This window comes from Arthrobacter sp. I3, assembly GCF_000520575.1.
Taxonomy (GTDB): Bacteria; Actinomycetota; Actinomycetes; order Actinomycetales; family Micrococcaceae; genus Arthrobacter; species Arthrobacter humicola_A.
Map to the genome: position 1 here is coordinate 1 of NZ_AZSB01000562.1, position 857 is coordinate 857.

Annotated in this window: 1 pseudogene; it reads right to left on the reverse strand. The window is 75.6% G+C overall.

From position 1 onward, the window contains the following. Positions 1-765: pseudogene (locus Y706_RS23240) on the reverse strand (chromosome segregation protein SMC); the annotation flags it as partial. Positions 766-857: the final 92 nt, after the last annotated feature.

Below are 857 nucleotides of genomic sequence, written 5' to 3' on the forward strand. Positions count from 1 at the left end.
GGCGCGCCGGGCCTGGAGCCGGCGCCGGCGGGCCCGTTCGGCGGCTTCCTCGCGGGCGCGGCGTTCGGTGGCGGCGGCCCGTTCCAGCGACGCCGCCCGGTTGCGGGTGGCCGTGAGCTGTTCCTCGGCACTGCGCAGGGCGAGCCTGGCCTCCATCTCGGCCGTGCGGGCCAGCGAGGCGGCCAGGGCCAGGGCATCCCGGTGCTCCGGGGAAGGTTCCTGCTCCGCGGGGGCCTCTGAGGCCGCGGCGAGCCGGGCCGCCACCGCTTCCAGCGCACCTTGTTCGCTGACAATCTGGGCCTCAGCCCTGGCCAGGGAGGCGGCCAGCCGCTCACTTTCGGCGACGGCGCTGCGCAGCACCGCGTTCAGGTGGCCCAGGCGTTCGGCGACGGCCGCGAGTTTCGCGTCGGAATCGTGGAGTTTCGCGAGGGCCGCGTCGGCACGGTCCTGGGCTTCAGCGCGCCGGGTCCGGGCGGTGGAGAGTGCGAAGCGGTTGCGTTCGAGCGCGGCGGTGACGGCGGCCAGCTTCGACGCGGCGTCGTCGACGGCGGCCTGGACTTCCAGCAGCGACGGCGCCGACGCGGACCCGCCGGTCACGGTCAGCGCCGTGAAGACGTCCCCGGTCCGGGTCACGGCGGTCAGCTCGGGACGCGCGGCGATCAGCTGCGCCGCGGCATCCAGGTCCTCGACGACGGCGATGCCGGCCAGCAGGGCGGGCAGCGGCAGGCCGGCTGCGTCCGGTGCCGCAGCCGACACAAGATCCACAAGATCCACAGCCCAGCGCGCGCCCGCGGGAAGCGTGCTGCCGCCGGCTAATGCATCAGCCGAAAGCGCATCGGCCACCGGCGGCGGGGACC